At 30.4% G+C, this 23597-nt stretch carries 22 protein-coding genes and 1 other annotated feature; of the genes, 17 read left to right on the top strand and 5 right to left on the bottom strand.

Going from position 1 to position 23597, the window contains the following annotated elements:
- Positions 1–29: 29 nt before the first annotated feature.
- From kdpB to I6U51_RS13430, 9 genes are all read left to right on the top strand, one after another.
- Positions 30–2093 (top strand): potassium-transporting ATPase subunit KdpB, encoded by a 2064-nt coding sequence (gene kdpB, locus I6U51_RS13470; protein ID WP_211143140.1) that lies wholly within the window; start codon positions 30–32, stop codon positions 2091–2093.
- 112 nt (positions 2094–2205) lie between these two features.
- Positions 2206–2832 (top strand): K(+)-transporting ATPase subunit C, encoded by a 627-nt coding sequence (locus I6U51_RS13465; protein WP_211143139.1) that lies wholly within the window; start codon positions 2206–2208, stop codon positions 2830–2832.
- Between the two features lie 233 nt (positions 2833–3065).
- Positions 3066–4901, top strand: coding sequence for a HAMP domain-containing sensor histidine kinase (locus I6U51_RS13460; RefSeq protein WP_211143138.1), 1836 nt, complete (start codon positions 3066–3068; stop codon positions 4899–4901).
- Between the two features lie 22 nt (positions 4902–4923).
- Positions 4924–5496: a response regulator gene (locus I6U51_RS13455; RefSeq protein ID WP_211143137.1), complete on the top strand. Its 573-nt coding sequence runs from the start codon at positions 4924–4926 to the stop codon at positions 5494–5496.
- A 125-nt stretch (positions 5497–5621) separates the two neighbouring features.
- Positions 5622–5841, top strand: a binding site (T-box leader).
- Positions 5842–5926: 85 nt separating this feature from the next.
- Positions 5927–6433, top strand: a complete 507-nt coding sequence (locus I6U51_RS13450) for a GNAT family N-acetyltransferase (protein WP_211143136.1) — start codon at positions 5927–5929, stop codon at positions 6431–6433.
- Between the two features lie 20 nt (positions 6434–6453).
- Positions 6454–9102: a valine--tRNA ligase gene (locus I6U51_RS13445; protein WP_211143135.1), complete on the top strand. Its 2649-nt coding sequence runs from the start codon at positions 6454–6456 to the stop codon at positions 9100–9102.
- A 309-nt stretch (positions 9103–9411) separates the two neighbouring features.
- Positions 9412–9594, top strand: a complete 183-nt coding sequence (locus tag I6U51_RS13440) for a hypothetical protein (RefSeq protein WP_211143134.1) — start codon at positions 9412–9414, stop codon at positions 9592–9594.
- A gap of 103 nt (positions 9595–9697) precedes the next feature.
- Positions 9698–10348: a hypothetical protein gene (locus I6U51_RS13435; protein ID WP_211143133.1), complete on the top strand. Its 651-nt coding sequence runs from the start codon at positions 9698–9700 to the stop codon at positions 10346–10348.
- 249 nt (positions 10349–10597) lie between these two features.
- Complete coding sequence (locus I6U51_RS13430; protein WP_211143132.1) at positions 10598–11938, top strand: bifunctional folylpolyglutamate synthase/dihydrofolate synthase; 1341 nt, start codon at positions 10598–10600, stop codon at positions 11936–11938.
- Between the two features lie 73 nt (positions 11939–12011).
- Here the strand turns inward: I6U51_RS13430 and I6U51_RS13425 are convergent, their stop codons facing one another.
- Positions 12012–12263 carry a TIGR03905 family TSCPD domain-containing protein gene (locus tag I6U51_RS13425; RefSeq protein WP_211143131.1) on the bottom strand — a complete coding sequence of 84 codons (252 nt, stop codon included), beginning with the start codon at positions 12261–12263 and terminating at the stop codon, positions 12012–12014.
- Positions 12264–12518: 255 nt separating this feature from the next.
- On the opposite strand from I6U51_RS13425, the gene I6U51_RS13420 reads away from it, so the two are divergent.
- A complete protein-coding gene (locus tag I6U51_RS13420) occupies positions 12519–13406 on the top strand; it encodes a YncE family protein (protein WP_211143130.1) in 888 nt (295 codons plus the stop codon).
- An 8-nt stretch (positions 13407–13414) separates the two neighbouring features.
- Here I6U51_RS13420 and I6U51_RS13415 read toward each other — a convergent pair whose 3' ends face one another.
- Complete coding sequence (locus tag I6U51_RS13415) at positions 13415–13939, bottom strand: DUF4364 family protein (protein ID WP_211143129.1); 525 nt, start codon at positions 13937–13939, stop codon at positions 13415–13417.
- A 115-nt stretch (positions 13940–14054) separates the two neighbouring features.
- The gene (locus tag I6U51_RS13410) at positions 14055–14282 is read right to left on the bottom strand and encodes an alpha/beta-type small acid-soluble spore protein (protein WP_211143128.1); all 228 of its coding nucleotides are present in this window, start codon (positions 14280–14282) and stop codon (positions 14055–14057) included.
- 197 nt (positions 14283–14479) lie between these two features.
- On the opposite strand from I6U51_RS13410, the gene pdaB reads away from it, so the two are divergent.
- From pdaB to I6U51_RS13395, 3 genes are all read left to right on the top strand, one after another.
- Positions 14480–15232 (top strand): polysaccharide deacetylase family sporulation protein PdaB, encoded by a 753-nt coding sequence (gene pdaB, locus I6U51_RS13405; protein ID WP_211143127.1) that lies wholly within the window; start codon positions 14480–14482, stop codon positions 15230–15232.
- Between the two features lie 186 nt (positions 15233–15418).
- The gene (locus I6U51_RS13400; RefSeq protein WP_211143126.1) at positions 15419–15922 is read left to right on the top strand and encodes a hypothetical protein; all 504 of its coding nucleotides are present in this window, start codon (positions 15419–15421) and stop codon (positions 15920–15922) included.
- Positions 15923–16094: 172 nt separating this feature from the next.
- Positions 16095–16829 (top strand): single-stranded DNA-binding protein, encoded by a 735-nt coding sequence (locus I6U51_RS13395; RefSeq protein ID WP_211143125.1) that lies wholly within the window; start codon positions 16095–16097, stop codon positions 16827–16829.
- Positions 16830–16882: 53 nt separating this feature from the next.
- Here the strand turns inward: I6U51_RS13395 and dapD are convergent, their stop codons facing one another.
- Positions 16883–17593, bottom strand: coding sequence for a 2,3,4,5-tetrahydropyridine-2,6-dicarboxylate N-acetyltransferase (gene dapD / locus I6U51_RS13390; RefSeq protein WP_211143124.1), 711 nt, complete (start codon positions 17591–17593; stop codon positions 16883–16885).
- 184 nt (positions 17594–17777) lie between these two features.
- Between dapD and I6U51_RS13385 the strand changes: the two genes are divergently transcribed.
- Together I6U51_RS13385 and I6U51_RS13380 are read left to right on the top strand one after the other, a co-directional pair.
- Positions 17778–18761 (top strand): sulfide/dihydroorotate dehydrogenase-like FAD/NAD-binding protein, encoded by a 984-nt coding sequence (locus I6U51_RS13385; RefSeq protein WP_211143123.1) that lies wholly within the window; start codon positions 17778–17780, stop codon positions 18759–18761.
- Positions 18762–19026: 265 nt separating this feature from the next.
- A complete protein-coding gene (locus I6U51_RS13380) occupies positions 19027–20337 on the top strand; it encodes an FAD-dependent oxidoreductase (RefSeq protein WP_211143122.1) in 1311 nt (436 codons plus the stop codon).
- Positions 20338–20383: 46 nt separating this feature from the next.
- On the opposite strand, the gene I6U51_RS13375 is transcribed toward I6U51_RS13380, so the two are convergent.
- Positions 20384–20776 carry a thioesterase family protein gene (locus I6U51_RS13375; protein WP_211143121.1) on the bottom strand — a complete coding sequence of 131 codons (393 nt, stop codon included), beginning with the start codon at positions 20774–20776 and terminating at the stop codon, positions 20384–20386.
- 261 nt (positions 20777–21037) lie between these two features.
- Here I6U51_RS13375 and I6U51_RS13370 point away from each other — a divergent pair, with 261 nt between their 5' ends.
- Together I6U51_RS13370 and glmS are read left to right on the top strand one after the other, a co-directional pair.
- Positions 21038–22195 carry a pyridoxal phosphate-dependent aminotransferase gene (locus I6U51_RS13370; protein ID WP_211143120.1) on the top strand — a complete coding sequence of 386 codons (1158 nt, stop codon included), beginning with the start codon at positions 21038–21040 and terminating at the stop codon, positions 22193–22195.
- Positions 22196–22904: 709 nt separating this feature from the next.
- Positions 22905–23309, top strand: a complete 405-nt coding sequence (gene glmS / locus I6U51_RS13365; RefSeq protein WP_211143119.1) for a methylaspartate mutase subunit S — start codon at positions 22905–22907, stop codon at positions 23307–23309.
- Positions 23310–23597: the final 288 nt, after the last annotated feature.

Raw genomic sequence — 23597 nt, 5'->3', positions numbered from 1 at the left:
TTACAAATATTTAAGAAGGAGCATTTGGTATGAGTAAAAATGATAAAAAAAATAAGTTTATTACCAAAGAGATAGTTAATGAAGCTATAGCTGAATCCTTTCGAAAGTTAAATCCTAAATATATGATTAAAAATCCAGTTATGTTTGTTGTTGAAATAGGCTTCTTTATATCTTTAATATTAACATTTTTTCCAACCATGTTTGGAGATACTGGTAATAATTTAAGAACATATAATTTGATTGTTATGTTAATTCTTTTTATAACTGTTTTATTTGCAAATTTTGCTGAAGCTATAGCAGAAGGTCGTGGTAAAGCTCAAGCAGAAAGCTTAAAGAAAACACGTAAAGATACTATGGCTAAGCTGTTAGATAGTAATGGCAATGTAAAAGTAATAAGTGCAAGTGAACTAAAAAAAGGAGATATTGTTCTTGTAGAAACAGGAGATTTAATTCCTAATGATGGTGAAGTTATAGCAGGACTTGCATCTGTAGATGAGTCTGCTATAACCGGTGAATCCGCACCGGTTATGAAGGAAGCTGGTGGAGACTTTGCTTCTGTTACCGGCGGAACCAAAGTCGTAAGTGACTGGTTAAAGGTTAAAATAACAGCTACACCTGGTGAATCCTTCCTTGACAAGATGATTGCTTTAGTAGAAGGCGCATCCAGACAAAAGACACCTAATGAGATAGCTTTAAATACAGTACTTGTTAGTTTAACACTAATATTTTTAATAGTTTTAGTAACTCTTTATCCTATGGCTATATATTCTGGAGTTAGAATTCCTATATCAACACTAATTGCACTGCTTGTTTGTCTTATACCTACAACTATAGGTGGTCTTTTATCAGCTATAGGAATTGCTGGTATGGATAGAGTTACAAGATTTAATGTTATTGCAATGTCAGGTAAAGCCGTTGAAGCTTGTGGTGACGTTAATACAATGATACTTGATAAAACGGGCACTATAACTTATGGTAATAGATTAGCTGCGGAATTTATACCAGTTACTGCTGTGAAAACTGAAGAACTTATTGACTATTCTGTGATATCATCATTTAAAGATGATACTCCAGAAGGAAAGTCCATAGTTGAACTTGGTAAAAAACAAGGAACTACATTAGAGGCATCTAAGTACGAGGATTTAGATTTCATAGAATTTACGGCTCAAACCAGAATGAGTGGACTAGACCTGACCGACGGAAGAAAGGTAAGAAAAGGAGCACAGGATTCAATTAAAAAATTTGTGACTGAAGCTGGTGGTGAAATTCCATCGGATTTAGATGAAAGCCTAACTAGAGTTTCCAAATTAGGTGGTACCCCATTAGTAGTATGTGTAGATAATAAAATATATGGAGTTATATATCTAAAAGATACGGTAAAACCTGGTCTTGTACAAAGATTTGCAAGACTAAGAGAAATGGGTATAAAAACTATAATGTGTACGGGAGATAACCCATTGACTGCAGAAACAATTGCTAAAGAAGCTGGTGTTGACGAATTTATAGCAGAAGCTAAGCCGGAAGATAAAATATATGCTATAAAGAAGGAACAAAGCGAAGGAAAGATAGTAGCTATGACAGGAGATGGAACTAATGATGCTCCGGCTCTTGCCCAGGCAGATGTAGGCCTCGCTATGAATAGTGGTACTACAGCAGCTAAGGAAGCAGCCAATATGGTTGACTTAGACTCAGACCCTACAAAGATATTGGAGGTTGTTGAAATTGGTAAGCAGCTTCTTATAACTAGAGGTGCTTTAACCACCTTTAGTATTGCAAATGATGTTGCTAAGTACTTTGCTATAATACCTGCTATATTTACTGTAGCAATACCTCAAATGCAGATATTAAATGTTATGAGATTATCAACGCCTTCTAGTGCTATAGTTTCAGCATTAATATTTAATGCTATAATAATTCCAGCGTTAATACCTATCGCCATGAGAGGCGTAAAGTATAGACCTATGAAGTCGGAAATGCTTTTACTTAGAAATATGTTAGTATTTGGTGTTGGTGGTATGATAGTACCTTTTGTTGGAATTAAAGTCATAGATTTAATCATAACACCATTATTAAAAATATTAAACTTAAGCTAATATCTTAATTTTGTTTTAAGGATTCAGGGGAGGAATTATCCACACCAATTCTGAGCCTGTTTCCTTAATAAAATATTTGTATAAATATATTTTATCGAAGGAGATTAAAACCATGAAAACATTAAAGAGATCAATTCTTATAAGTGTTGTATTGTTGATCTTATGTGGAATAATATATCCTTTAGCTATGACAGGAATAAGCCAACTTGTTTTTAATAAAAAAGCTAATGGAAGTATGATATTTGTCAATGGAAAAGAAGTTGGTTCAGAGCTAATTGGCCAAAGTTTTACTGATCCAAGGTTTTTCCATGGAAGAATTTCAGCAGTTAATTATAATACCTATACTGAAGCAGATACCAAACCCGATAAGAATGGTAAAGTTTCATATACTGGTGTAAGCTCAGGTTCGCAAAATCTTGCTCCATCAAATAAAGCTTTAACTGATAGAGTACAAAAAGATATAGATGAGTTTTTAAAATCCCATCCTAGCGTGAAGAAAGAAGATATACCAACAGATTTGCTTACAAGCTCAGGGTCAGGACTTGATCCAAATATAAGCCCCGAATCAGCAAAGATACAAATACCTGCGGTTTCAAAAGCTACAGGTATAAGCGAAGCAGAGCTTCAAAATATAGTTAACAAATATACAGAAGAAAGAGCTTTGGGGATTTTTGGTGAGCCTAGAGTTAACGTTCTTAAGGTAAATCTTGAAATAGCAACATTATTAAATACAAAATAAAAAATTAGAACTAAAATAACTCTAGATGGTCTAGAGTTATTTTTAGTTGAAATCTTGAAAATCGTCCATTTTTAGATTTTCCTTGTTATTAAATAGGATCTAGCTTAATTAATTGCTTAACTTACAGGTATATTTGATGTTTTCTCGTTTTAGTGTTAGCTTAACTAATTGACGTTAGTTGCCGATAATCTTATACTGAGGAATAAATGTAGAGTATCGTAACGGAGGGAAATATGATAAGAACACTTAAAGGTAAAATTTCAGCGGTATATATTTGTCTTGTATTAATGATTGCTGTTGTAGGATTTACTTCAGTAATTAGTTTTCATATATTAAGTAAGTCAATAGATGGATTAATGGTTAATAATTACAAGAGTATAAATACAGTTAATAACATGATTGAAGCCATTGATGGACAAAACATAGCTATTTTAAGTTATCTTAATAATAATGAACAAATAGGAACTAATTTATTTTATAAAAATAGTGATGAGTTTTATAAATGGTATAACATAGAAGCTAATAATATAACAGAAATAGGGGAGAGAGACTACGTAACTAAAATTAATGATGAGTATATTAAATATATGACATTATTTTCTGATATACAGGAAATTAAAAATAATCAGGGAAAAGATAAAGCTCTTGATTTTTATAACAAGAAAGTTAGTGCTCAATATACTGACTTAAAAAATGAATTAAAAGGTTTATCCTCTTTAAATGAAAAAGCAATGTTTAATGGGAAAAATAATGTAACTAATGACACAATAGCAACAATGTATATAATCTTAGGACTATCTACAGTGGCTGTAGTAGGAGGTTTTTTTATTTCAACATTCTTCATTAATAGATTTTTAAAGCCAGTATACATTCTTACGGAATGTGTAAAGTCTGTTAAGGAAGGATATCTGCATCAGGAGATACCTGTAGTTTCAACTGATGAAGTAGGTCTTTTAGCTCACGAATTTAATAAAATGACCAAAAGACTTCAACAGTTTGAATATAGCAGTAAAGGTAAATTATTAGAAGAAAAGAATAAGTCACTTGCCATTGTAAAAAGTATTTCTGACCCTTTAATTGTTTTAGATACAGATTGTAAGGTTATTCTATTAAACGATGCTTGTGAAGACATATTTGGTATAAAAGAAATTGATGCTTTGAATAAACACTTTTTGGAAAGCATAAATAATAGAGAATTATACGAATATATATCCAGTGTTTATGGAGAAGAACATGAAAAAAGGGCAGAAAAAATAATGAATTTAAAGATAAGGGAAAAAGATTATTACTTTAATATTATTGCTACGGCTATAGAAGATAGAAATTTAAATATATATGGAATAGTTGTATTATTCCAGAATGTTACTAAGTTGAAACAAATTGAGAAAATAAAATCAGACTTTATGGCTACTATATCGCATGAATTAAAAACACCTTTAACTTCAATAATGATGGGATTAAGCTTGGTTGCAGATAAAAAAATAGGATCTTTGAGTGAAAAACAGGAAAGCATTATAAAAACAATAAGAGAAGATGGGGAAAGGCTTTCTAGCCTTGTAAACGAGTTACTTCAGCTTTCTAAAATTGAGTCAGATAAGGCGTTATTTAATATAAAATCCTGTTCTATAATTGGAATAATAGAAAATTGTATTAAAAGATTTAATGACCAAGCTGTAGATAAGGAAGTAAATTTATATTATGAAGCAAGTGAAAAGCTTCCTAAAATATTAGTAGATCCAGATAAAATATCCTGGGTGTTAAATAATCTGGTGTCAAATGCATTAAAATACGTAAATGCAGGAGATGAAATCTTAGTAAAGGCATTTGCTGAAGGTAATAAAATATTTGTATCAGTTATTGATACAGGAGTAGGGATACCTGCTGAATATCAGAAGAGAATATTTAATAAGTTTGTTCAAGTAAAAGGCAGCGATTTAGAAATGAGAGGTAGTGGGTTAGGTTTAGCTATTGCTAAAGAGATTGTAGAAACTCACGGCGGGCAAATTTGGTGTGAAAGTAAATTAGATGTAGGAAGCACTTTTACCTTTGCTATTCCTGTAGCAAATTAGTTAGATATGGAGGTTAATTTGAATGAAAAAAGTATTAGTGGTTGATGATACAAAAAACATAAGAACGCTACTAACTACATGTCTTGAAATAAATGATTATGAAGTTATCACAGCTAAAAATGGGCAAGAGGCAATTGAACTATTAAATATCGAAAAGTTTGATTTGGCTTTTTTAGATATAAAAATGCCAGAAATAAGTGGAACTACAGTTTTGAAGAAAATGAGAGAAATAGGTATTAATATTCCTGTAGTAATTATGACTGCATTTGCTACAATCAAAAATGCAGTAGAGTGCACAAAACTTGGTGCTGTGGTATATTTGCAAAAACCTTTTACTGCGGAAAAGATTAAATCAGTATTAAATGAAATTTTTAATAATAATAATACTAAAGCTTTAGATGATTACTTAAAGAACAGTAGAGAATTGATCGAACTAGGAAGAAATAAAGAGGCTTATGATATTTTGAAAAAGGCTTTATCTATAGATCCATTATGTTCAGAAGTGTATTATATAATTGGAACGATTTATGAGAAAGATGGAAATATAAAGCAAGCTAAAAAGTTTTATGAAACCTCAGAGCGATTTAGTATATAGTACAATAGAGAAGTATAAAGAATATTTCACATTTTTGTGGGAAAAATATTATAAATTTATATAAATATACTTGACAGTAGAGCAAATAAGGATATAATATTATTTAAAAGTTAAATATAGGGATTTAATTTGCTATGATGAAGAGGAGTAAAGGTAAGAAAAGTATTAAGAGAGGAAAGCTTATTAGCTGAAAGGCTTTCTATGCGGATTACTTTGAATGTAGCTTCGGAGCTTCTTTGCTGAATTTATAGTAGGTAAAGACGGTTTTCTTAACCGTTATTTGTATTAAGAGCCTGTAATTTTGCAGGAAAAAAGGTGGTAACGCGAGGTTTTTTCGTCCTTTTATGGATGGAAAACCTCTTTTTGTTTTACAAATAGATAAACTTGGTAAAGCTTATGGTAAGGGGAAAAATATAGGGGAGGGATAGGCATGGATATGGTTATTAGACCAGTAAAATTGGGGGATTATGAAGATATTAATGAAATAAGACGTATGGATGGCGTAAGAGAAAATATACTAGGCATAACAAGTGAAAGTTTTCATCAATCAAAGGCTTTCATAGAAGGCTTAGGTAGAAATGACCACTTACTTGTAGCTGAGGTTCAGGAAAATGGAATTAAAAAAGTAGTTGGAATTATAGGATTAAATGTAAGTAGTAATCCAAGAACAAAGCACACTGCAACCTTAGGTATTATGGTTCACAAAGCTTACCAAGGTATGGGAATAGGAAAAAAGCTTATGTCAGAAATACTTGACTTAGCTGATAATTGGCTTATGTTAATTAGAATAGAATTAGGCGTATTTACTGATAACGAAAAAGCTATAAAGGTTTATAAAAATTTTGGATTTGAAATTGAGGGAATAAAAAAGTATGCTGCTATTAAAGATGGCAAATATGCTGATGATTATATAATGGCAAGATACAAAAATATATAAAAATCTAAGGAGGAATTAGAATGTCAGAAAAAAGAGAAATGGCAACAACTTATAGCCCAAAAGAATTTGAAGGCAGAATCTATAAAAATTGGGAGGAGAAAGGCTATTTTACTCCAGAGATAGATGAAAATAAAACTCCATATACAATAGTATTACCTCCACCAAATATTACAGGAAAGCTTCACTTAGGTCATGCACTAGACGATACTATCCAAGATATAATCATAAGAACTAAAAGAATGCAAGGTTACAGTACTTTATGGCTGCCAGGACAAGACCATGCAAGTATAGCTACAGAAGTTAAGGTTGAAAATGAGCTTCTAAAGCAAGGTCTTAAAAAGAAAGAAATGGGAAGAGAAGCTTTCTTAGAAAAAGTTTGGGACTGGGCAAATGAATACAGAGGCAGAATAATGGACCAAGTAAAACAGTTAGGATGTTCTGTAGACTCTACAAGAGAATGTTTTACTATGGAAGAGAAAGCGAATAAAGCAGTTAGACACTTCTTTGTTAAATTATATAATGAAGGTTTAATATATCAAGGAAACAGAATAACAAACTGGTGTCCAAAATGCCAAACAGCTATATCAGATGCTGAAATAGAGTACAGTGAACAAGACGGACATTTTTGGCATATTAAATACCCAGTTGTAGGAAGCGATGAGTATTTAGAAATAGCTACTACAAGACCAGAAACAATGCTTGGAGATACTGCTGTTGCAGTAAACCCTAATGATGAAAGATATGCTCATTTAATAGGAAAAACTTTAATGCTTCCATTAGTAAACAGAGAAATTCCTATAGTAGCAGATGATTATGTTGATTTAGAATTTGGTACAGGAGCGGTTAAAATAACTCCAGCTCACGATCCAAATGACTATCAAGTAGGAAAGAGACACAACCTACCAGAAATAATTGTTATGCATTTAGATGGAAGAATAAACTTCCCAGGTAGCAGATATGATGGATTAGATAGATATGAAGCTAGAAAGCTTATAGTTGAAGATTTAAAAGAACAAGGCTTCTTAGTTCAAATAAAAGACCATGCTCATAATGTAGGAACACATGATAGATGTAGTACTGTTATAGAGCCAATGGTTTCAAAACAATGGTTTGTAAAGATGGAAACACTAGCAAAACCAGCTTTAGAAGTTGTAAAAACTAAGAAGATTAAGTTTGTACCAGAAAGATTTGAAAAAACTTATTTTAACTGGATGGAAAACATTCAAGACTGGTGTATATCAAGACAATTATGGTGGGGTCATAGAATTCCTGTTTGGTACTGTCAAGACTGTGGTGAGGTTATAGCTTCTGTAGATGAACCAACAAAATGTACTAAGTGTAATTCAGAAAAATTACAACAAGACAATGACGTATTAGATACTTGGTTTAGTTCAGCATTATGGCCTTTCTCAACAATGGGCTGGCCAGATAAAACACCAGACTTAAAGTATTTCTATCCAAATAGTACATTAGTTACAGGATACGATATAATATTCTTCTGGGTAGCTAGAATGGTATTCTCAGGATTATACTGTATGGATGATATTCCGTTTGAAAATGTATTAATTCACGGTATAGTAAGAGACGCAAACGGAAAGAAAATGTCTAAATCTTTAGGTAATGGCGTAGATCCATTAGAAGTAATTGAGCAATTTGGTGCTGATGCTTTAAGATTTGCACTTACAACAGGAAATGCTCCAGGAAATGATATAAGATACTATCCTGAAAGAGTAGAAGCTGCTAGAAACTTTGCGAATAAGATTTGGAATGCTTCAAGATTCGTTCTAATGAATATAGATGAAGAAGTTATGAACAAATACAAGGAGTGCAAGAACTACAGTGCTGCTGATAAGTGGATACTATCAAGAATGAACACAGTGGTAAAAGAAGTAACAGATAATATAGAAAAATTTGAACTTGGAATAGCTTCACAAAAGGTTTATGACTTTATTTGGGGGGAATTCTGCGACTGGTATATAGAGCTTGTAAAACCAGTAATGTATGGTGAAGATGAAGAAGCTAAGGGTGTTGCATTTAACGTATTAAATAAAGTTTTATCAACAAGCTTACAATTACTACACCCAATAATGCCATTTATAACAGAAGAGATATATACTCACCTTTACACTGAGTTTGAATCAATAGTTATATCAAAATGGCCAGAATATGATGAAGCACTTAATGATGAAAAAGCTGAAAAAGATATGGAATATATAATAGAAGCTATTAAGTCATTAAGAAACGTAAGAACTGAAATGAACGTTCCACCTTCAAGAAAAGCTAAAGTAATGGCCTTCGTAACTGAAAATGAAGCATTAGAAGCTTTCAAGAGCGGAGAAACTTATTTCCAAAAGCTTGCTTCAGCAAGTGAGGTAGAATTCTTAAACAGCAAAGAAGAGGCTCCAGAAAATGCAGTTTCAGTGGTTACAAGAGGAGCAGAAATGTTTATGCCTTTACTTGATTTAGTAGACCTTGAAAAAGAACTTGAAAGATTAAATAAAGAAAAAGAAAAACTAGAAAAAGAAATAGATAGAGTAGAGAAAAAGCTTTCAAATGAAAAATTCGTATCAAAGGCACCACAAGCAGTTGTAGACGAAGAAAAAGCTAAGGGTGACAAGTATAAAGAAATGCTTACAGCGGTAATCGCTAGACTAGAAAGTTTAAAGTAATTACAAATTAGAATTAAGGAAAACCTTTATGATTTATTTATGTCATAAAGGTTTTTCTATTTAACTATTAGAACATTTTTGAAAACAGGAAAGAAAATAAATTAATATTTAAATAAAATTTAAATCAATTTAAAAATGAATTAAAGTACGAAAAAATTCATACGAATATTATAAAGAAATCAGAATTTTAGAGATACAATGTGATAAATTTATACAGCAATTTACATGTTACTGTGATTAATGGAGATTTTTGTAAAGGTTTAGATTAGTTCTTCTTAAATAAATATTAAATGAAAGGCTGGATGTCCCATGAATATATATCTAAGGGCAGCTATAATTTTTGTAGTCACCCTTCTCATATGTGAATGCATAATCTTTGTATTAGATAAAAAACTAGCAGTAAAAAACTTTAGACTTACTGACAAGTGTAAATATTTTGTGGAAAGTACATTATGTATTATTATGGGAGTTATTTCTGGTGTATTTAGATAATTTTTTATGGGTTTTAGGCAATTGTCAACCTTAAATTATATCTTGTATTATTATGCCAATCATGATAATATAATTTATAGGTCATGGATAAGGGGGTAAACAAATGGTAGCTAAGAAATCTATATTTGAAAAGCTTAAGTTAGTTGAAAAGATAGATGGAGAAAACGAAACAGAGCTAAATGAAGAGGCAGCATCCATAGAAGAGTCTAATCAGCAAGATGAAAATGAAAAAAATGAAGATCACATAGAAAACTCTAATAATTTTAACGTAAAAGCTACAAATACCCTAGTTAATGATAATAAAAAAGTAGGAAATACATATATGGATAGAAATATAGATATTAACAAGGTCTTAAGTATCGAAGAAATTTACGGTAAGTTTTCATTAGAAAATGATAGTACTAAAACAGTATTTGTAATAGATGAATTTTTTAAAGCATTACCAGGAAACCTTCCGAGAGAGGTTAGAAAGCAATCAGTTATAAATATAATAAAAGCATCAGGAAAGGATATAGATTTGATCCTAAGAGATGGTGAAAGTAGAGCAAATATACTCAATAATCATTTGAAGGAGTTCTCTAAAAAAACAGAGGATTCTGTTACTGGGTATCAAATGCAAATCCAGCAGTTAATGAAAGAAATAGAGCAATTAAAAAATCGTATAAATGAGAGAGAACAGCTAAGGCTGGAACAAAAATCTATAATAGAATTTGAAATGCAAAGAATAGATTGCATTATGCAATCTGTTGAATAATATAATTACATACTCTTACATGTTTTTAGTTATGTCCAAATAAAATACTTAATGTGTTATTAAAACTGTTGTAAAAGAAACTTACAGCAGTTTTTTATTATTTGAAAATAAGTAAGCTTAGATTAAAGGTTTCATTTAAGTTGAAATTAAATTTAAGTATTAGTTTATAATAATATATCATGGTATAATTAATTGATGAAATTGTAAAGCTTTGATAGAATTAATAAAAAAGTATGGGGATGTGATACTATGAATTATGATGAAGCAATGCAATATATAACAAACACGGCTAAGTTTGGAGTTAACTTAGGATTAGGTAAAACAGAAAAGATACTAGAATTTTTAGGGAATCCGCATAAAAAATTAAAATGTATACATTTGGCGGGTACTAATGGAAAAGGATCCACTACTGCTATGATTACTCAAATACTTGTAGATGCTGGATATAAAGTTGGTATGTATACTTCACCTTATCTTGAGGTCTTTGAAGAAAGAATTCAAATAAATGGAGAAAATATTTCTAAAGAAGAATTAAGTGAAGCTGTTACAGAGGTGTCAAATTCAGTGAATAAAGTTGTAGAATTAGGCTATGAACATCCAACTGAATTTGAGATTATAACTTGTACAATGTTTTATTATTTCTCTAAGAAAAACGTAGATTTTGCAATAATTGAAGTAGGACTAGGCGGAAGATTAGACTCTACAAATGTAATTGAGCCATTTTATTCTAATAAAGATGGGGGAGTGCTAGCAAGTGTCATAGCATCTATAAGCTATGATCATATGCAAGTATTAGGTAATACATTAGAGGAGATTGCTTATGAAAAAGCAGGAATAATAAAAAATGGCGTGCCTGTAATAATGTATCCTCAGCAAAAGGAAGCGGAAGAAGTTATAGAAAAGGTATGTTTTGAGAGAGGTTGTAAATTAATAAAGGTTCCGAACAACTGTGTAGAGTATTTAGAAGATAATAATATTAAAATAGACAATCAGAGTACAAAGTATAGTCAAAATATTAAATTACAGACTAATGAGAGTACATATTATATAGAATTAGCTTTGCTAGGTAAACATCAATTATTAAATTGTGCTACAGCGGTTTTTGTTATAGAAGAACTTATAAAGCAAGGAACAAATATAAGTATTGATAGCATTATTAATGGATTAAAGACTGTGAAATGGATAGGAAGACTTGAAGTTATTAGAAACAAGCCTTTAGTTATAATAGATGGAGCACATAATATAGATGGTATTTCAAAGCTCAAGGAAAATGTTGAATTATATTTTAAATATAATAAGATGACGTTAATATTAGGAATATTAGCAGATAAAGAAGTAGATAGCATGGTAAATACCATTGTTCCACTAGCGGACAGAGTTATAGCAGTAACACCTAACAGCTATAGAGCTGAGAGTGCAGAAGAACTTAAAAATGTAATACAAAAATATAACACAAAATGTGAAGCGGTAGAGAATTATAAAGATGCATATGAGTTAGCTCTTTCATATTGTAATGATGATGATCTATTGTTAATTTCTGGTTCATTATATATGATAGGTGATATGAGAAAAATACTGAAATCATTTTAATAATAAAATATAAAAAAGTGCCTTAATTATTTTACATAGTTAAGGCACTTTTTAATGCTTTGATATTATAAGTTTAATTGTTTTTTACAACCATTTCTTGAAGAGCTTTTACAAACTGATCAGGACAAGATGTGTTCTTGCCGCCACAGGATATACCTTCTAATCTTTTAATAGCGTCCTCAACCTCTAATCCTTCTAAGAGACTAGATAATCCTTGAAGGTTACCATTGCATCCTCCAACAAAAGAAACATTAGTAATTTTGTTATCTAATATATCAAAATTTATTTCTTTAGAACAAACTCCACTAGTTTTGTAGCTATACATAATATCACCTGCCTTGAATATTATTAGTAAATTTATGATTAACAAAAATATTATATAACAAAACATCTATATTACTCAACAGATAGTTTTATTTAAAAAATATTCTTAAATCTTAGATAAAGTATCTTCAAAATATCTGTTGCATTGTTGCATCTTTGACTTGTTATTTTCTTTCAGATGTCTAATAAAATTTCTAAATTTATTATTACCTATTTTAAGAGATATTCATATTATATTTGTAAGGGGGGGATAGAATTGAGGCATTTATATGTATGTAATACTTCTTCAGATTTTATTTCAAAGGTTAACATAAATAATTTCGAAGAAGAAAGTAGAATCATATTAAAGTCAAATAATATAAATGACAGAGTTGGACCACATGGCATATGTTTATATAAAGACAAACTTATAGTAGCAAATAATTATAATAATAGTATATCAATTATAAATTTATTAGAAGAAGTAGAGGAAAGCAGCCACTATATAGGTGTGCACTGTAATGATGTAGTTATTTTTAGAAAAAATGCATATATAATATGTGGTGACCTTAATGGTTTAATAGTATTTGATCTTATAGAAAATAAAATAGTAGAGGAAATCCCCTGTGGAAGTTTACCACATAGTATATGCTTAAATAAGGAAAAGAAACTTTTACTAGTATCAAATATGTATGATGATAGCATAACAATAATTGATTGTGCTAATAGCGATAATATTAAAAATATAAGGGTAGGTGCATATCCTACGAAAGCCTTATTTACAGTTGATGGACAATATTCTCTTGTATGTGAAAGTAATATAGGTTCTGATTTTAGAGGAAGTATAGCGGTACTTTCGTTAAAGAACTATAAGGTTATTAATAGAATTACTGTAGGGAATTCACCTATTGATATGTATTGTGATGAGAAGACTTGTCTTGTATCTAACTTCGGAGAGGGCAGCATAAGTGTTATAGACATAAATCACTATAAGGAAGATAAAAAGATAATTGTGGGTGGAATGCCAAGGGGAATAATGAAATATGGCAGAAGTATATACGTAGGAGATAATTATAATAATAGATTAATAGATGTAAACATTGAAAGTGGAAACAAAAAATATATACCTATAGGAGGAGAGCCTACAGGTATGATTTTAGTATAAACATGCTATTAGGTTATCAATAAATTAATAATTTTATTATATAATTCTGAAGAATTGCTTTTCCACTTTTGACATAGATCCTTAGCTTGTTTATTTGATCCTACATTAATTTTTATATCGATGAGTATAGAATCATTTTCTAGTGCCTTTAAGTTAACTATATAGTTATCCTTATCCTCTATTGTATAGTTGGCTGTTACAGCAACTTCCTTTTTTATATTTTCTATGTGATTTTTTAAATAGTTATCTATAGTATCTATTTTACTATTAGAAAGCCTATTTTCAAATAAAGACAACACTTTAGCTCCTTTTTCAGTAATCATAAATCTGTGATTACCTGAGTTGTCTATATCCTTTATAAAACTCGAAGAAACAAGTTCCGTTAAATATTGCTGAAGAGTAAAATAATTAATAAAATTATTTTCTAAAATAATCTGTGTTATATGATTATTCGAGATAGGCAGTTTAATTTTATTAAGTATGTAAAGCAGTAATAATTTGTTTTCTGCTAGCTCTACAGTATCCTCAAACATTATCTATCCTCCTGATAAATTATTAGTTATACAATAATTATATTTTATATTATAACATAAAATGTATGAAAATGAATAAAGCACTGAATTTCTTCAGTGCTTTATTTTTTATATGTTATTTTCCGTTAGCTAAGCTCTGTTCTGCCATTGATATCAGTCTTCTCACCATTTCACCGCCAACTTTACCACAGTTTCTTGATGAAACCTCGCCCCAATAATCTTCAGAACCTTGGTGAACTCCTAAATTTAAATCTTCAGCTATTTCATATTTCATGTTATCCAATATAGAATGAGCTTCTGGTACTAATTGTGTTCTTCCACTTCCAGATTGACCTAATGCCATATAAAATCCTCCTTTAACTATGTAATGTAGTCATAGTTTGTACTTTTATTATAAGTTTATTCTGTAGAGTTTTAGGAAGATTAGGTTAACTTAACCACTAAAAATATTAACAAGAAATTTATTTAATTTGTGTAATAATTGTTAGTAAATGATACTATATAAATTTATAAGAACAATTATATTTTGGAGGGAAAATTTTGAGGTTTAGGTTATCTAAAAAAATTTTACTTGTGTTATTTTTGCTTTTTGTAGCTATTATAACATCTATTTTTATCAACTATAAAGAAAGAGGGGCGTTTATAAGAATGAGCAGGAATTTGCCCATTTATTGTGTTGATATAAAAGATAAAAAAATAGCTATAAGTTTCGATGTAAGCTGGGGAAATGACAATACAGATAAAATACTAGATATACTTGACAAATATAATATTAAAGCAACATTTTTCTTAGTAGGAGGATGGATAGACGAAAATCCAGAAAAGGTAAAAGAAATTTACAAGAGAGGACATGAGATTGGAAATCATTCTAATAAACATCCAGACATGGCTAAAATATCAAGAGAAAGAATTATACAGGAAATAGATATTAGTGATGCAAAAATTAGACAGCTTACAGGTGAAGGTACAAAGCTTTTCAGATTCCCAGAAGGATCATACAATGATATGTCGGTACAAACTGCATCTGAAACAGGACATTATTGCATACAATGGGATGTTGATAGCATAGATTGGAGAGAAGAGGGGGCGGACGTAGAGTATAATAGGATAATAAAAAATACAAAGCCAGGTTCCATTTTATTATTTCACAATAACGCGAAGTATACACCAGGAAATTTGCCAAGAATCATAGAAAAACTTCAAGGAGAAGGTTATAAATTTGAAAAAATTGGAAATTTAATTTATAAGGATAATTATAAAATCGATTATTCAGGCAAACAAATATCAAATTAAGGCTGTTTATACTATATTTTACTTAGTTTAATATAAGAGTTATTGAAACTTGGTGTAAATTTGTATTATAATGGAAATATCAAAGCGAATTGGGAAGGAGATATTATATACAAACTAATAAAGTAGTATAAAAAACTATCTCTTGTTTAAAATAATTTTAATCAATTATTTTGAGGAGGTAGGAAAATGAAAACAGTATCCATAATAGGTGGTAATAAAAGTTTTAATTCCTATTTGCAGAAATTTCTCAAATCATTAGAGGTTGATTGCAAGTATTTTACCAAATATGCTGTAAAAAGAGAAAGTTATTATGATTATGTAATATTTAATTCAAATAGTAGCATTAAAGATGTGCTATTAAATGGAGGTTACTGCTTTGTTAACATGGATTTAGTAAATAGTAATAGGAATGTTAATATATATGGAAACATAATAACTTATGGTTTAGGCAGTAAAAATACAATTACAGTTTCGAGTATGGAGGATAATAATAGTTTTGTCTATTGTCTACAGAGGGACTTAAATTATAATGCATTTGGAAAACTAGAACCTGCAGAAGTCCCAATTAATATAAGTTTTAGCGGAGAAGAAGAGATATATGCAGCTATGGTTGGAATAACTATTAGCATTATTGAAGGAAAAGATATAAGTAGTTTAGTTAAAGGAAAAAAGCTTACGGTTTTAACCTAAGCAGAGAACCAAAATCTCTGATTTTGTGTGAATCGCTTACTCCTCTGAATTTATGAAGAGGAGTTTCATAAAACAGTATATATAGTAAAATTTAATAAGTATATTTCCAGTATTCTTTGAATAATTATATGTTGATAAGATAATTCAAAAACTAAGGGAAAGAGGGGTTATGATGGACAATTTAATGTTGAATAATAAAATTTATCTTGAGGGAGAGGTAAGTTCGGAGCTAGAATTTAGTCATGAGATGTATGGTGAAGGGTTTTACACCTTTTATATCGAAGTTCCGAGACTAAGTGATGCTAAGGATACATTATTTATTACGGTTTCTGAAAGACTAATAAGTGGCATGGATATTAGAGTTGGGTCACAAATTATAGTTGAGGGTCAACTAAGATCTTATAACAAATTTGTAGATGGAGCTAATAGACTAATATTAACAGTTTTTGCAAGAAATATTAGTGCTTGTGAGGAAAGAAGCAAAAATCCTAATCAGATATTTCTTGATGGTTTTATTTGTAAACAACCAGTTTATAGGACAACTCCTTTTGGAAGAGAAATATCAGATATGCTTCTAGCAGTAAATAGGTCTTATAACAAATCGGACTACATACCAACTATTGCTTGGGGCAGAAACTCAAGATTCTGTAAGACTTTAAAAGTTGGTGATAACATAAGAATTTGGGGAAGATTACAAAGCAGAGAGTACCAAAAAAAGGTTTCGGAAGAGGATGTAATAAAAAAGATAGCATATGAAGTTTCTATATCAAAAATGGAAAGAGTAAATAAAGATGAAGATGGCAATGAGGTAAGCAGCAGTATTGAGATGGATGAAGATATGGAATATAGCCATAAGGAGAGTGAAAATAACTTAGGCGAAACTCTACCAGGAAAGCAGATTTCTTAAAAAATAAACAGTGAATGGTATTAAAAACTATTCACTGTTTAAATTAACTTAACTTATTTTCTTAAATCTTCAAGAATCTGAGTTTTATCCTTCGTTTTCTCATCAACCTGCTTTATTATTTTAGCTGGTGTGCCTGCTACAACTACTCCTTCAGGGACATCTTCTGTTACAACAGAACCTGCAGCTACAACAGAACCTTTTCCAATTTTTACTCCTTCAAGTATAACAGCATTGGCACCAATTAGAACATCATCTCCTATTTCGCATGGTGATTTGCTTGGTGGTTCTAAAACACCGGCAACAACTGCACCAGCACCAAGGTGAACTCTCTTACCAAGCATACCTCTTGCGCCAACAACAGCATTCATATCTACCATTGTACCTTCGCCAATTTCAGCACCTATATTTACAACAGCGCCCATCATTATAACAGCATTTTTACCTATTGTAACCTTATCTCTTATAATAGCGCCTGGTTCAATTCTTGCTTCAATATTTCTTACATCAATAAGAGGTATTGCAGAATTTCTTCTGTCATATTCCATTCTAAATTGTTTAATCATTTCTTTGTTATCTTCAAGAAATTTTGAAACTTCTTCAGACTCACCAAAAAGTACATAAAAGTCTGAACCGTTATAGCTTTCTATATTTCCTAGATTGCAATCTGAAATATCTCCTTTAAGATATACTTTAACAGGAGTGGATTTTTTAGCTTCTTTTATATATCTGGCAATTTCATATGGATCGGTCAAATTATAGTTCATATGTAGAACCTCCTTAGTTAAGTAATTTAAATTAACATATTTATTATAATAAGTATAATTATAATAAATATATTTCATCAATTAAAGGGGTAAAGCACATTTTTAGCAACAAAATATAAGTTTCAGTAACAAAATATAACCTCGAAAAATAATCTAATAGTATAGTGCATTAGGAGGTAGTTTAATGGGTTATGAAATAAAGGATTGTATTGACGCTGGAAGTATATATTGTCCTTGTCATTTGGCGGAAACTGGAGATTGCATACTATGTTCACAACTTTCAGGAAAAACCTTTTGCGATTGTATTAACTGGAAGGGAGTGTGCATGTATCAAGAATATATATTAAATAATAACAAAGCTAAAGATGTAAGAAAAGAATATCAATGCAAGATAATGAAAAAAGAGATATTGGAAAATAAGTTATTTGTTCTTACAATAAATGCCCCACATAGTTTAGTGAGTGACTTAGTATATCCTGGTAGTGTAATATTTATGAGAAATCCTGAGTCATCAGCCTATTATGATACTCCTATTTCTATAATGGAAGCGGATACTGAGGAAAATACTTTGAAAGTAGCCATTGAACTAAAGGGAATAAAAACAAAAAGTATTTGTAAGCTTAAAGAGGACGAAAGCGTACTTATAAGAGGACCATTTTGGAATGGAGTTTTAGGATTGAAAAATGTATATAAGGCAAAGGAAGGAATTTCGGTTGTAGTAGCAAGGGGAATTGGTATTGCACCATTAGTACCAGTATTAAAAAAATTATATTCAAATGGAAACAAAGTTATTGCAATAATAGATAAAACTCCTTTCAAAGAGCTTTTGGGAAAGAAGTATTTTGATATGTGTAATGCTGAAATATTTTATTGTAATATGTTAGAAGCAGGAGAGCTCTCGGAAGAATTTAAAAATATAATTGGTCAAATATTAAAGGTTGAAAATGTAAATTTGGTTCATTGTGATGGGCCTGATATATTAATTTATAAATTATTAAACTATTTAAGTGATTCTATTGATGTATCTTGTTGTAACAACTCAAAAATGTGCTGTGGAGAGGGTGTATGCGGTACATGCAGCACTAGATATAAAAATCATGTAGTGAAGAAGTTATGCAAAATTCAGATAGATCCTAAATATGTATTTAAGGAAAGAAGACTTATTTAAAATAAAAAAATGCGAAGCATTTTTTAGAGGACAGAGGACAATTGACAGAGGACAATGAAGGAGGATTTTTCTACGTTACACTACGAAAAATCTTTAATTATATTATAAGCTGATGTTTCGCCTTAGCGAAACGAGCTCAAAAATCAATTAGTTTTCTGACGTAAGGAAGAAAACTCACCTTCACTGTCCTCTGTCCTCTGTCAATTGTCCTCTAATAAAAATTTTGTGTCACAAAGTTTTTATATTGTGAATTGAAGAGTTTAAGATGAAAGCAACAACTATAAAGGGAGGATTATTAATGAAGGTTATTATAATCGGTGGCGGATGGGCTGGTTGTGCTGCTGCGATAACGGCAAAAAAAGCAGGAGCTGAAGTTACACTCTATGAAAAAACCGATATGATTTTAGGACTGGGTAACGTTGGTGGGATAATGAGAAATAATGGGAGATTTACTGCTGCTGAAGAACTTCTAGCGCTTGGAGCAGGAGATTTAATTAATATAACAGACAAAAACACAAGGCATAAAAATATAGATTTCCCAGGACATAAGCATGCTTGGCTTTATGATGTCAACAAAATAGAACCTGCTGTTAAAAAATATCTACTAGAAATAGGAATAGAATTAAAAATGCTATCCAGGGTAGTAGATATAAAGAAAGCTGAAGATAGAATAATAGGGTTATATTTAGCGGATGGAGCTTATGATGAAGGCGATGTATTTATTGAAACAACAGGTTCAACTGGGCCTATGGGTAACTGTTTAAGATATGGCAATGGTTGCTCAATGTGTGTATTGAGATGTCCAGCTTTTGGACCAAGAGTAAGTATTAGTATGAGAGCTGGCGTGGATGATCTTCAGGGAGAAAGAGAAGATGATATATATGGAGCTTTTAGTGGTTCTTGTAAGCTCTGTAAAGAGAGTTTGGATGAAGAATTGGTTAGAAAGTTAAGTGAAAAAGGAGCAGTTGTTCTAAAGGTTCCTCCAGAAGATATAAATATGGATAAATTAAAAGCGAAAGTATGCCAACAGTATGCCTTGAAAGAATTTGCTGAAAACGTGGTTTTACTTGATACAGGGCATGTAAAGCTTATGACTTCTTATTATCCACTGGATAAATTAAGAAAGATTAAAGGATTAGAGAATGCAAAATATATTGATCCTTATGCAGGAGGAAAAGGTAATTCAATTAGATATTTATCCGTAGCTCCAAGAACTGATGATATGAAGGTAAAAGGTATAAGCAACTTATTCTGTGGTGGAGAAAAGAGTGGTCTTTTTGTAGGGCATACAGAAGCTATATGCACAGGAAGCTTAGCGGGGCATAATGCTGTAAGATATCTTTTAGGTATGCCATTATTAGTTCTTCCAAAAGCAACAGCTATTGGTGATATTATATCTTATGCTAATTATAAGATGATGTCAAAGAAAGGAAGAAGAAACAGATATACTTTTGCAGGAGCAGAGTATTTTAAACGAATGCAGGATATGAAACTATATTCTACTGATAAAAATGAAATTGAAAGCAGAATAGAAAGCTTGGGATTGACAGATATTATGAATCAAAAACTAATTTAAAATAATGATAGATAGTGATAGGAACTGGAAGTCTAAGGTCCAGTTCCTATTTATCATTTTTATTTAAAAAATCTTCTAAGTTAATTACGTGCTGCTCATATACTCCAAAGCCTATTTTACGTTCCTCGCTGAAAGCTTCTACATCATAACAAAGCTTTCTACCCTCGATTGATGTTAATATTGCTTTTACGGTAACCTTTGTATTGACAGGAGTTGGACTTATATGTTTAACATCAATTCTAGTTCCAACAGGCCTGTAGTTTTTAGGTATATTATTAATTATTGAAAGTGTAGCTGTAGTTTCCATAAATTTGATCATAACAGGTGTGGATAACATAGTCACACCTTTATTTCCAATAAAGTCAGCTGTATCTTCTGGTTTGACTATATATTCATCAACATGGCTTTCTCCAATTTTTAAAAGATCATTAAGGTTCATTTTAGTAATCATCCTTTCAATTATATCTAAAAGTTTTGCTGGTATTCTAATATTTTGACTATTTGTATTATAGCATAATTCATAAAAAGTAGTCGAAAAGTGCTTTAGAATAATGGATAACTTCATGAGCGTTTAGATTCTATACAAAACTAAGAAGTCTGTTTATAAAAATAGTTTTATGATATTATATTGTTAAAGTATTAAACTTAATATTATTAATGTATGATTTAACGTAAGTAATGGAAAGGAGCTAGTTGTAAAATGAAAAATATAAATAGTATTATTTCTAGAAATGTTCAAAGTATAGAGATCTCAGGAATTAGAAAGTTTTTCAACAAGGTAGCTAAGTATCCTGATGCAATTTCATTAACTTTAGGTCAGCCAGATTTTAATGTACCTGAAAAAATTAAGGAAGCTATGATTAATGCAATAAATGAAAATAAAACTACATATACATCAAATGCAGGTATTATAGAACTTAGAAAAGAGATTTCCAGCTACTTAAAAACTCAACATATAAATTATAATGAAAATGAGATATGCATTACAATAGGAGGCAGTGAAGGGTTAATGGATATTTTTGCGGCATTGATAGATCCTTCAGATAAGGTTCTAGTGCCAACGCCAGCTTATCCAGCTTATGAAAGTTGTGTAAAGCTGTTAGGTGGTAATGTTGTAAATTATAATTTAAAAGAAGATTTTTCAATTGGTTTTGAAGAATTGGAAAAGTTAATAGTACAAGAAAAGCCTAAAGTAATGGTGTTATCTTATCCATCTAATCCTACAGGAGCTATTTTATCCAAAGAAGATAATGATAAACTTCATAAAATAATAAGTGAAAATGAGATTATTGTTGTAAGTGATGAGATGTATAGCGCACTATATTTTGAAAAAGAGTATTATTCTATAGCGCAATTTGATGATATAAAGGATAAAGTAATAGTGGTTGGTGGATTTTCAAAGATGTTTTCCATGACAGGACTTAGAATAGGATATGTATGTGCTACAGAAGAATTTATGAACTCTATAATGAAGGTTCATCAGTACAATGTATCCTGTGCACCATCTATAGTCCAATATGGAGCATACGAAGGACTTAAAAATTGTATGGAAGATGTAGAATGTATGAAAAAGGAATTTATTAAGAGAAGAGACTATTTATATGACAGACTAATTAAAATAGGATTTGAATCTAATATCCCAATGGGGGCTTTCTATATGTTTCCTTCCATAAAGAAATTTAATTTGAAAAGTGAAGATTTTTGTGAAAGACTCTTAAAGGAGGCAGGCGTTGCTGCTGTACCGGGATTAGCCTTTGGTGTAGGTGGAGAAGGCTATGTGAGAATTTCCTATGCTTACAGCATGGAACAATTAAAAGAAGCATGTGATAGAATAGAGAACTTTGTGAAGAATTTATAAGTTAAGCTTAAAAAGAGTGCGGTATTTTGTATTATAGAAGAGTTCTATATACTTAAGTACTGCACTTTTTATTATGTAATTTAAGGTGAAGTTATGAGTCCAATTTTAAAATTGGATCTATAAATTGAAAAGTATTTAAATATACATCAGTTTATATTAGAATTAATTTAAAATTATTATGAAGTATAATAGCAAGATAAAATAATTGTATAAGTAAATTTGGATGTGCAATTTTATGCAATGCAATATTCATGGTATATTTTCGACTATATGAAAATATATGCAGAGCTTATAAAATTCTTGTTTGAATAGTGTAGTAGATACACTTGTATATCTTAGTATATAAATATAGAATTTTGTAAGTAATTATAGATTTTCACAATTAATTACGAAATAGTAGAATATCAGACTATGAATGTTAAATAAAAAATATGAATAAAAATACATATATTTTATTTGAAAATTATGAAAAATGAATTATTTGAAAAAATATTTGATATGTATTTTTTATTATGCTATTATAAAAAAGAACAATGGATTGGTCTATTAGTCCATTTACTTTTTAAAATTTTAAAATGATGGAATTTTCGAAAAATGTACAAGTAGACACAAGATAATATGATGGCTTTTATATGGCCTAAATTATAACTCGACAAAGGCTTTATATATAGAATTAAAATATCAAAAGTAAATTTTAGGAGGTCTCATAATGAAAACTTTAGTAATAGGTGTAATTGGATCGGACTGTCATGCTGTAGGAAATAAAATATTAGAACATTCATTTACACAAGCAGGATTTAATGTAGTAAATATAGGAGTTCTTTCACCACAAGAAGATTTTATAAATGCTGCAATAGAAACTAATGCAGACGCCATAATAGTTTCATCATTATATGGACATGGAGAGATAGATTGTAGAGGATTAAGAGAAAAATGTGATGAAGCAGGCTTAAAAGGAATACTAATGTATGTTGGTGGAAACTTAGTTGTTGGAAAACAAAAATGGGAAGATGTTCATCAAAAGTTTAAAGATATGGGATTTGATAAAGTATATGCTCCAGGAACATCTCCAGAAATAACAATTGGAGATTTAAAGGCTGATCTAAAGCTTTAGATTTAAATAGATCTTTCATGAAAACGATGTAAGGCAAACTTTTATAAGAATGTTTTATTTTAAATTATACATAAGTTTTATCTGGTATAGGACTATCAGAAGTAGCACATCCAGATGAATAGGTAGTTAACAGACAAAGCGGTAAGAACAATGAAAAAATATTTGGTTAATGTAGATTAGGAGGTAATCAGATTGGAACTTAGAAATAAAAAATGGACTGACGAAGAGTTTTTCAATATGAGAAAAGAGGTTTTAGCACAGTGGCCGACTGGTAAAGAAGTAGATCTT

The sequence above is a fragment of the Clostridium aciditolerans genome, from assembly GCF_016316925.1.
Classification (GTDB): Bacteria; Bacillota; Clostridia; order Clostridiales; family Clostridiaceae; genus Clostridium_AM; species Clostridium_AM aciditolerans.
The sequence above is the reverse complement of the archived record's forward strand: the minus strand, read 5'-3'. Positions and strand labels throughout refer to the sequence as shown.

Coding starts and splice junctions, on each gene's coding strand:
- kdpB (WP_211143140.1), top strand. CDS start 30: ATGAGTAAAAATGATAAAAAAAATAAGTTTATTACCAAAGAGATAGTT.
- I6U51_RS13445 (WP_211143135.1), top strand. CDS start 6,454: ATGTCAGAAAAAAGAGAAATGGCAACAACTTATAGCCCAAAAGAATTT.
- glmS (WP_211143119.1), top strand. CDS start 22,905: ATGAAAACTTTAGTAATAGGTGTAATTGGATCGGACTGTCATGCTGTA.
- I6U51_RS13455 (WP_211143137.1), top strand. CDS start 4,924: ATGAAAAAAGTATTAGTGGTTGATGATACAAAAAACATAAGAACGCTA.
- dapD (WP_211143124.1), bottom strand. CDS start 17,593: ATGAACTATAATTTGACCGATCCATATGAAATTGCCAGATATATAAAA.
- I6U51_RS13425 (WP_211143131.1), bottom strand. CDS start 12,263: ATGTATAGCTACAAAACTAGTGGAGTTTGTTCTAAAGAAATAAATTTT.
- I6U51_RS13370 (WP_211143120.1), top strand. CDS start 21,038: ATGAAAAATATAAATAGTATTATTTCTAGAAATGTTCAAAGTATAGAG.
- I6U51_RS13460 (WP_211143138.1), top strand. CDS start 3,066: ATGATAAGAACACTTAAAGGTAAAATTTCAGCGGTATATATTTGTCTT.
- I6U51_RS13415 (WP_211143129.1), bottom strand. CDS start 13,939: ATGTTTGAGGATACTGTAGAGCTAGCAGAAAACAAATTATTACTGCTT.
- I6U51_RS13450 (WP_211143136.1), top strand. CDS start 5,927: ATGGATATGGTTATTAGACCAGTAAAATTGGGGGATTATGAAGATATT.
- I6U51_RS13385 (WP_211143123.1), top strand. CDS start 17,778: ATGGGTTATGAAATAAAGGATTGTATTGACGCTGGAAGTATATATTGT.
- I6U51_RS13375 (WP_211143121.1), bottom strand. CDS start 20,776: ATGAACCTTAATGATCTTTTAAAAATTGGAGAAAGCCATGTTGATGAA.
- I6U51_RS13400 (WP_211143126.1), top strand. CDS start 15,419: ATGAAAACAGTATCCATAATAGGTGGTAATAAAAGTTTTAATTCCTAT.
- I6U51_RS13430 (WP_211143132.1), top strand. CDS start 10,598: ATGAATTATGATGAAGCAATGCAATATATAACAAACACGGCTAAGTTT.
- I6U51_RS13435 (WP_211143133.1), top strand. CDS start 9,698: ATGGTAGCTAAGAAATCTATATTTGAAAAGCTTAAGTTAGTTGAAAAG.
- I6U51_RS13440 (WP_211143134.1), top strand. CDS start 9,412: ATGAATATATATCTAAGGGCAGCTATAATTTTTGTAGTCACCCTTCTC.
- I6U51_RS13380 (WP_211143122.1), top strand. CDS start 19,027: ATGAAAGCAACAACTATAAAGGGAGGATTATTAATGAAGGTTATTATA.
- I6U51_RS13410 (WP_211143128.1), bottom strand. CDS start 14,282: ATGGCATTAGGTCAATCTGGAAGTGGAAGAACACAATTAGTACCAGAA.
- I6U51_RS13395 (WP_211143125.1), top strand. CDS start 16,095: ATGGACAATTTAATGTTGAATAATAAAATTTATCTTGAGGGAGAGGTA.
- I6U51_RS13465 (WP_211143139.1), top strand. CDS start 2,206: ATGAAAACATTAAAGAGATCAATTCTTATAAGTGTTGTATTGTTGATC.